This window comes from Kitasatospora nipponensis (assembly GCF_039528135.1).
GTDB lineage: Bacteria > Actinomycetota > Actinomycetes > Streptomycetales > Streptomycetaceae > Kitasatospora > Kitasatospora nipponensis.
The window spans coordinates 1-1,419 of record NZ_BAAALF010000456.1 but is presented as its reverse complement, the minus strand read 5'-3'; the positions used below and the strand labels follow the sequence as shown (position 1 = coordinate 1,419).

Genomic DNA, 1,419 nt, shown 5'->3' with positions numbered 1-1,419 from the left:
GTTCAGGACGGTGACGCCGGCCGAGTCGTAGCCCCGGTACTCCAGTCGTTCGAGCCCCTCGATCACGACGTCCAGGGCGGCCTCGCACCCCACGTATCCCACGATTCCGCACATGGGGACCAGTACCTCTCGGGATGGGTTCCTGCTGCCGGCCCCAAGCGGGCGAGCCGGCAGCAGGGGTGATGTGCTGTCAGGGCGCGAGGGCCGTGGCGGGGGAGATGAAGGTGTAGCCGAGTGCCTTGATGCCGTTGACGGTCTGCCGCAGCGGGTTCAGCCCGTAGGACGGGTGGTAGAAGAAGCTGGCGTAGCCGTCCCTGACCACGAGGTTCAGCTTGGCCGAATTGACCATGTCGGCCGGCAGTCGCGGCGGGTTGTTGTTGGACATCTGGGGCTCGTAGTTGCCCAGGTTCTCGGGCAGTACGGTCTCGCCGTAGACGTCGTGCACGGGGTAGGGGAAGAACTGACCGATCAGCATGCTGTAGTCGATCGGGCCTCCGTTGAGCACGCCGCCGAAGTACAGCGAGCGCTCGTAGCGGGCGGCGAAGCCGGGTTCCAGGGCCTTGTAGTCGACGGCCGAGCCCGCGTAGTGCGGGAACTCGAAGATCGTCGGCACCGGGAGGCCGCCAGCCTTGAACTCGTTGCTGGCGGCGGTGATCCGGCCCAGCGCATAGGTGGCGGAGTCACCGGGGACCGGGCCCTGGTGGATCACCCAGTCGGTGTTCTGGCAGGGTGCCCGGAACTGGTACGGCGGGGTCCGGGTGACCGAGCACTGGGCCCGGTAGAACTCGAAGTCGTCGCCGCTCACACCGTTGTACGGGTTGGCGATGTTGCTGAACTGGTGCGTGTAACCGTGCATCAGCATGGTGCCGCCGTTGGCGATCAGCGACCTGATCGCGAGGACCATCAGCGGCGTCTGCGACAGCCGGAGGGTCTCCGGGCGGCCGTTGTTGTAGGTGCCCTTGGGGTCGGTGTAGACCGGGATGACGCCGAAGCTGAACGGGATGTTCTGGGACTTCAGGTAGTTGCCGGTGTTGATCAGCTGGACCGGGTCGTCGGCGGGGCTGATGTCCTCCAGCCGGACCATGGCCCGGTGCCGGGTCGGGGCGCCGGGGGGGAGTGCGTCGAAGAGCAGGTCGCTGAAGATCATCACCCGGTCGTTGGCGCTCACGTAGGAGAACGGGACGTCACCGATGTAGGTGAGGTTGTTCGAGCGGATCGCCCAGGGGACGCTGGCCCCGGTGCTGTCGGTCGAGGAGGCGAGCACGGTGACCTTGGTGGGGTCCGTGATGGTGTCGCCCAGCACGCCGCCGCCGTTCAGCGGGTCACGGCTGAGGGCTTGGCCCTTGTAGTTGACCGAGGTGATCGGGTTGTAGTTGAAGTAGGAGTTGGTCGGGTCCCACCCGTAGGTGGCGGAGAACT

General features: G+C 66.4%; 1 protein-coding gene. It reads right to left on the bottom strand.

Annotated elements, in window-relative coordinates; translation table 11 throughout:
• Window positions 1-190: 190 nt before the first annotated feature.
• Window positions 191-1,419, bottom strand: a 1,229-nt coding sequence (locus ABD323_RS41150) for a DUF2334 domain-containing protein (protein WP_344447211.1), incomplete at its 5' end; no start/stop codon positions are given.